This window comes from Nostoc cf. edaphicum LEGE 07299 (assembly GCF_015207245.1).
GTDB lineage: Bacteria > Cyanobacteriota > Cyanobacteriia > Cyanobacteriales > Nostocaceae > Nostoc > Nostoc edaphicum_B.
Genome location: NZ_JADEXF010000212.1, coordinates 1 through 6,475, shown reverse-complemented (window position 1 = coordinate 6,475; position 6,475 = coordinate 1). Strand labels below are relative to the sequence as shown.

The 6,475-nt window shown below is 39.9% G+C and carries 4 protein-coding genes; 3 read left to right on the top strand and 1 reads right to left on the bottom strand.

The genetic code is table 11. The features are described from left to right. Nucleotides 1–469: hypothetical protein (locus IQ229_RS08480; RefSeq protein ID WP_194042875.1), on the top strand; the 469-nt coding region annotated here is incomplete at its 5' end. Between the two features lie 355 nt (nt 470–824). After that, nucleotides 825–2,552 carry a ShlB/FhaC/HecB family hemolysin secretion/activation protein gene (locus tag IQ229_RS08475; RefSeq protein WP_194042873.1) on the top strand — a complete coding sequence of 576 codons (1,728 nt, stop codon included), beginning with the start codon at nt 825–827 and terminating at the stop codon, nt 2,550–2,552. Between the two features lie 33 nt (nt 2,553–2,585). Here IQ229_RS08475 and IQ229_RS08470 read toward each other — a convergent pair whose 3' ends face one another. Beyond that, on the bottom strand, nt 2,586–3,572 hold the full coding sequence (locus IQ229_RS08470) for a 2-hydroxyacid dehydrogenase (protein ID WP_194042871.1): 987 nt from the start codon (nt 3,570–3,572) through the stop codon (nt 2,586–2,588). A gap of 180 nt (nt 3,573–3,752) precedes the next feature. Between IQ229_RS08470 and IQ229_RS08465 the strand changes: the two genes are divergently transcribed. Next, nucleotides 3,753–6,272 carry a BsuBI/PstI family type II restriction endonuclease gene (locus IQ229_RS08465; protein ID WP_228013308.1) on the top strand — a complete coding sequence of 840 codons (2,520 nt, stop codon included), beginning with the start codon at nt 3,753–3,755 and terminating at the stop codon, nt 6,270–6,272. Nucleotides 6,273–6,475: the final 203 nt, after the last annotated feature.

Here is a 6,475-nt window from a genome sequence, read left to right as displayed (position 1 = left end):
ACTTTTAGTAGCTCGACTTGGATTGTTTGGTATTAAGTCAGCAGATGCGAGAAATGCCTTAGTACAAACACCAGATGTTTCTCAATCTTCATCTTATGCGATCGCGCAACTGGTAGATGCAAATTCTCCGATTTACGGAAGCTGGCAACTAAAATATAGCGTTGATGGAGTTGTCCATACAAGCGTGCTGGTGATGAACGGATATTCTGGAGTGATGAGAACTAGATATTTTAGTTCTAATAAAAAGCAGGTTGTAGACCAAAAAATTAGACTTAAGTCTTCTCCTCGCGGATTAGTTTTTTTGGGATATAACCCTGTCTATGCTGGAACTTCCACAAGACACCCTACTTATGCTGCTGATAATTTTTTGTTTGCTATTGAGGATGATGGTTCATTTACGGCTTTTACTTGCGATGATCGACGACAATGCTCGCCTGTAGATGTGGAAGAGATGATATCTCAATCCTAAATCAAGATGGCGCAAATTATTTGCCTTTCAAGTTCCCTAGTGATTAGTGAACTGACAAATAGGCGCTTGCGCTATCACATATTTTTTTGTTAATGCATTTATTGTCTTATTTATCAATACATAAGTGCTAAATATTAGAATGACCAAATTGGATCTTGATGATTGCACCTTTATGCAATCATCAAGCAACCCATCATGGTATTTTAATTAAGTAATAATGCTTGATAAATATCTAATTAGTAATGCGATCGCTAAGTCAGATTTTGGGAATAAATAGATGTGTGTTACACAGCATAAATATATCTAACAACCTTACTAATGACAAATGATCGCCCTTTCAAATCATAAATAAACAATGAGTTCATACTTTCGGTTTCAAAAGCTTTTTTTCATATTACTTACCTGCATCAGCATCACTCCACTTCCATTATTTGCACAATCTATACCCCCACCAGGAGTCACAATTCCCCCCGATACACCGGGGAAAGTCGAAGAAACTCTACCCCAACCATCACCTACACCAACTCCTCCGCCTACACCAGCAACACCAACTGTTCCCATACTCCCATCACCCCCACAGGAAAATCTACCTGATAACATCTTTCCTAGCGGTGAAAGTTTTTTTGTCAAAGAAATTCAAGTCACAGGCTATTCTGTTTTAAAAGATGAAATCATCAAGTTAAAACAGCCTTTAGAAAATAAAAACATCACATTTGAGCAGTTATTGCAACTGCGATCGCAAATCACTAAACTCTATGTTGATAATGGCTATATCACCAGTGGTGCATTTATTTCTAACAATCAAAATGTCGCTAGCGGTGTCGTGCAAATTCAAGTTGTCGAAGGCGAACTCGAAGGAATTACCATTTTAGGGTTACAAAGATTGCAGCCTGGGTATGTGCGTTCCCGGATTAAACGCCTTGCAGGTAAGCCTTTAAATCAAAAAAGCCTCGAACAAGCGCTGCAATTATTACAGCTTGACCCCGTGATTCAACGAGTTAATGCCGAATTAACCGCAGGTAGCACTCCCGGCAATAATATTTTACAGGTGACAATTACCGAATCGCCACCATTCCACCTTGGAGTTACCTTTGCAAATAACCAATCAACTAGCGTCGGCTCAGAACAAGGGAGTGTTTTTCTTGCTCACGATAATTTATTAGGATTTGGGGATAAATTTAGTGCTGAATATGCTGGTAGCGAAGGTTTAGACATTTACAATATCAATTATTCTATTCCCTTTAACGCCTTAGATGGAACCATTGGTGTCCGCTATAGCAACAGCGCTAGCCGCATTATTGAAAGCGAATTTCGTGACTTAAAGATCCGCAGCGCAGCCGAAACCCTTTCTTTTAACGTCCGTCAACCGCTAATCCACACGCCAAACAGAGAATTTGCTTTGGGTTTAGCATTCGATTTACGGCGCAGTCAAACTTACATCCTGAATGATATCCCCTTCTCCTTTACCGAAGGCCCCGAAGATGGGGAATCAAGAGTTACGGTAATCCGCTTTTCTCAAGATTGGTTACAACGTAATGCTAACAGTGTTCTAGCAGCGCGATCGCAATTTAGTTTTGGGATTGATGCAATTGACGCAACCGTTAACGATAGTGGTACTGATGGGCGCTTTTTCTCTTGGGTGGGACAATTTCAATGGGTACAACGCCTATCTTCCCGCATCTTGATGCTAGCCAAAGTTAACACTCAACTTACTCCTGATTCCTTACTTTCCTTGGAAAAAATTAGCATTGGCGGAGTTGATACAGTGCGCGGTTACGATCAAAATCAAATTGTGGCTGACAATGGGGTAGTTGGAGGTGTGGAAGTTCGGATTCCCCTGGCTTCAAATGTGGAAACATTACAGCTAATCCCGTTTTTTGACATCGGTACAGCTTGGAATAATCGTGGTACTAATGCCGACGCGCAAACTATTGCTAGCTTGGGGTTGGGCTTGAATTGGCAACCTTTTAACGGTTTGGTATTGCGTGCAGACTATGGTATACCATTAACGGGCACAAGCGATCGCGGTAGTTCGCTGCAAGAGAATGGCTTTAATTTTTCAGTGCGATATCAGCCTTTTTAAAAGTGAGATTTCTAGATTGACGACGTTCATAATTCACGCCTGATGTGAATTATAAATTTCAGGATTGACACAATTAGCCAAACGATCGCCCCTCAATCCCGCAATTAAATTAGCGATCGCCATTGTTGCCATTTTTGAGCGCGTTTGACGGCTGGCACTGCCGATATGAGGTGCAATAATTAGATTTTCTAGGGTCAATAACAGGCTATCGCTGGGAATCGGTTCAGGTTCGGTAACATCTACAGCCGCCGCAGCAATTTGACCATTGGCAAGGGCACGATACAGAGAATCTGGATCTACAATAGTTCCCCGCGCCGTGTTAATCAAAATAGCCGATCGCTTCATCAATTCAAATTGGCGATCGCTAATTAAATGGTAAGTATCATCAGCCGATGGTGTGTGCAGAGTCACAAAATCTGACTCTTGTAATAAGTGTTCTAACGTAGCAAACTCCACATCTAAAGATTGTTCTAATTCTGGGCTGCATCGTTGCCTACTCGTATATAAAATCTGCATTTCAAACCCTTTGGCACGACGAGCGATCGCTTTACCAATCCGCCCAAAACCAACAATCCCCAAGGTAGCACCCGTAACATTTGGCCCCAATAACAAATCTGGTTCCCAAGTCTGCCACAAACCTGCACGAGTAAACCGATCTGCCTCCACTAGACGCCGTGCAGCTGCCATTAGTAACGCCCAGGCGAAATCTGCGGTAGCATCGGTTAACACCCCAGGAGTATTACCGACGGGAATTTTTCGTGTCGTGGCTGCGTCAATATCAATGTTATCGTAACCCACAGCCATTTGACTGATGACTTTGAGTTTCCCTGACTCGATGAGTTGCCGATCGATTTGGTCAGTCAGCAGACATAACAAACCATCTATTTCCTTGACTTTTTCTAGTAAAATTTCGTAGGGAGGGGGTTGGCGTTCTGGCCAAACTTCCACAATAGCGAGCGATCGCAGTTGCTCTAATTCGATGGGTAGGCGACGAGTAACAAAGACTTTAGCCTGAAGCATAGTTTTAAAATAATTTTTGGATAAAGGAACGCTTCTTGCATCAGTTCTTCTTAAAATATCATGGCGGAAATTCAAAACCTGATAAAGTTGGTTTTTATTCTGTGAAAATGAGCCGTGATGTTCCAATCAAGCAGTAGAAAGTTTACAGACAATCATCACAAGCCGTTGGAATTCAAAAGCTTGTCAAAATGTTCTGCCAGAAACTTACTTGGTGAAGTAGACCTTCTGAGGATTGCTGCAAGCTTGAAACAGGATCAAAAGCAAAAAGGAAAACTGGGCCAATTTTTGACACCTGCTTCAGTAGCAGAATTAATGGTTGGGATGTTTGGCAAACTCGCTCGTCCTCAAATATCTTTACTTGATGCTGGAGCAGGAGTTGGCTCATTACTTGCAGCCTTTGTGGCTAACCTTTGTCAGAGCCAACAACGTCCAATCAATTTAGATATTGTTGCCTATGAAATCGATCCTTTTCTGATTGAGTATTTGCATCAGACATTGAAATTATGTACCAGAGAATGTCAAATAGCTGGGATTTCTTTAAACTATGAGATTCGGAATACGGATTTTATTGAGGATGCAGTCAGACTTCTTCAGCCTAGTTCGTTTGATAATCCTGACAATTGCAGATTTACCCACGCTATTCTCAATCCCCCATATTTAAAAATTAACGCTCATTCCAAAGTTCGTGATTTGTTACGTTCTATAGGATTAGAAGCCAGCAATCTATATACAGGTTTTATCGCTGCTACAATTCAGCTTCTTGAATCAAGAGGAGAGCTTGTAGCTATTTCGCCGCGTAGTTTCTGTAATGGGCCATATTTTAGAGACTTCCGCAGAATGTTTTTGGAAATGATGGCTTTAGATCAGATACATCTTTTTGAATCCAGACAGGAAGCTTTTAGTGATGATGAAGTTTTGCAAGAAACAATTATTATTCATGCTGTTAAACAAAAACCAAAATTTGACAATGTAACCATTAGTACAAGTTCAAATGCTGATGATGATTTTATATTGTCCAATTCATTAGCTTATACAGAGATAGTTATTCCCAACGACTCGCAACAATTTATTCACATTATCCCCGATACATTAAGTCAGCAGTTCATTAAAAAAATAGCTAATTTTACCTGCACATTAAAAGACCTAGAATTAACTGTATCAACGGGACGGGTTGTAGATTTTCGTGCTAAAGAATATCTGTGTTTAATGCCAAATCAAAACACTGTTCCTTTGATTTATCCATTAAATTTCTCAAAAGGATATGTTGAGTATCCCAAAGTAACTAAAAAACACCAAGCTCTGGTATATGCAGAAGAAACTGTCTCTCTTTTAGTACCAAATGAACATTATGTTTTAACTAAACGATTCTCTTCCAAAGAAGAAAAAAAACGAGTTGTTGCCGTTGTGTATGATGCCAACCAAATTAATTGTTCTTGGGTGGGTTTTGAAAACCACCTGAATTATTTTCACAAGGACGGAAGAGGACTTAATCTTACCCTAGCACGTGGTCTTGCTGCTTATCTTAACTCTAGCCTCGTTGACGCATTTTTTCGGCTGTTTAATGGACATACTCAGGTTAATGCAACCGATTTACGAAATTTAAAATATCCGACAATAGCACAACTAATGACCGTAGGACTATATATTACTGAGCATTTTCCATCACAGAAAGAAATTGATGAACTTCTGCAAGAAGAGTTACTGAGTATGAGCAATCAGTCTGAAAATAACCCCTTAATAATTAGAACCCGTATTGATGAAGCACTACAAATTCTCATTGAACTTGGACTTCCACGGGCACAACTTAATGAGCGTTCAGCCTTAACTCTGCTGGCTCTAATTAACTTAAAGCCAACAGATCCTTGGGAAACTGCTGCATCTCCCCTAATTGGAATTACGCCAATGATGGAATTTATGGCACTGCACTATGGCAAAACATATAAACCTAATACACGGGAAACTGTTCGCCGCCAAACAGTCCATCAATTCTTAGATGCGGCTTTGATAATTGTAAATCCAGATGCACCTGAACGCCCCGTTAACAGTCCGAAAACAGTATATCAGATTGAAGAAAGTACGCTTGAACTCTTACGTACTTATGGAACTATAGAATGGAAAAAGAGTATTCATACTTATCTTGCTTCAGTTGAAACTTTGAAAAAACGATATGCTCAGGAGCGGGAACTATCGCGTATTCCGATAGTAATTGAAGGAGAGGTGAAAACTTTATCGCCAGGTGGACAGAATATTCTGATCGAAAAGATTATTGAGGAGTTTGCAGAACGTTTTACACCTGGAGGAAAACTGATTTATGTTGGTGATACAGATGAGAAATTCGCGCATTTTAATGAAGTGGCATTGAGAAATTTGGGTGTTACTATCGATTCTCACGGAAAAATGCCTGATGTGATTATCCATCATCTAAAAAATGATTGGCTAGTTTTAATTGAAGCTGTAACTTCTCATGGCCCAATTAACCCTAAACGAAAGAAAGAACTTGAAGTTATCTTTGCCGATCTAAAAATTCCCCTTGTAATGGTAACAACTTTTTTAAGTTGGAAAGCGATGGTGGAGTATTTGGCTGAAATTGCTTGGGAAACCGATGTTTGGGTTGCGGAAGATTCTACTCATCTTATTCACTTCAATGGAGAATATTTATTACAGGCTTACAAAGTAGATAGAGACTCTGAAACAGAATAAACTATTATTAAAAATAAGCGATCGCTAGCTTATAAGTTGTCTTTAAAGCAATATCGGTATCAACAATATTGTCATATATAGGACTCATATTTGATTTCTGAAAAAACTCAGTACACCTTAGAAAGCTTTCTTTCCTGTTCCCTATTCCCTATTCCCTGTTCCCTGCCTACGCAGGTAAATTCAGGAATCAAACCGGATTCCTA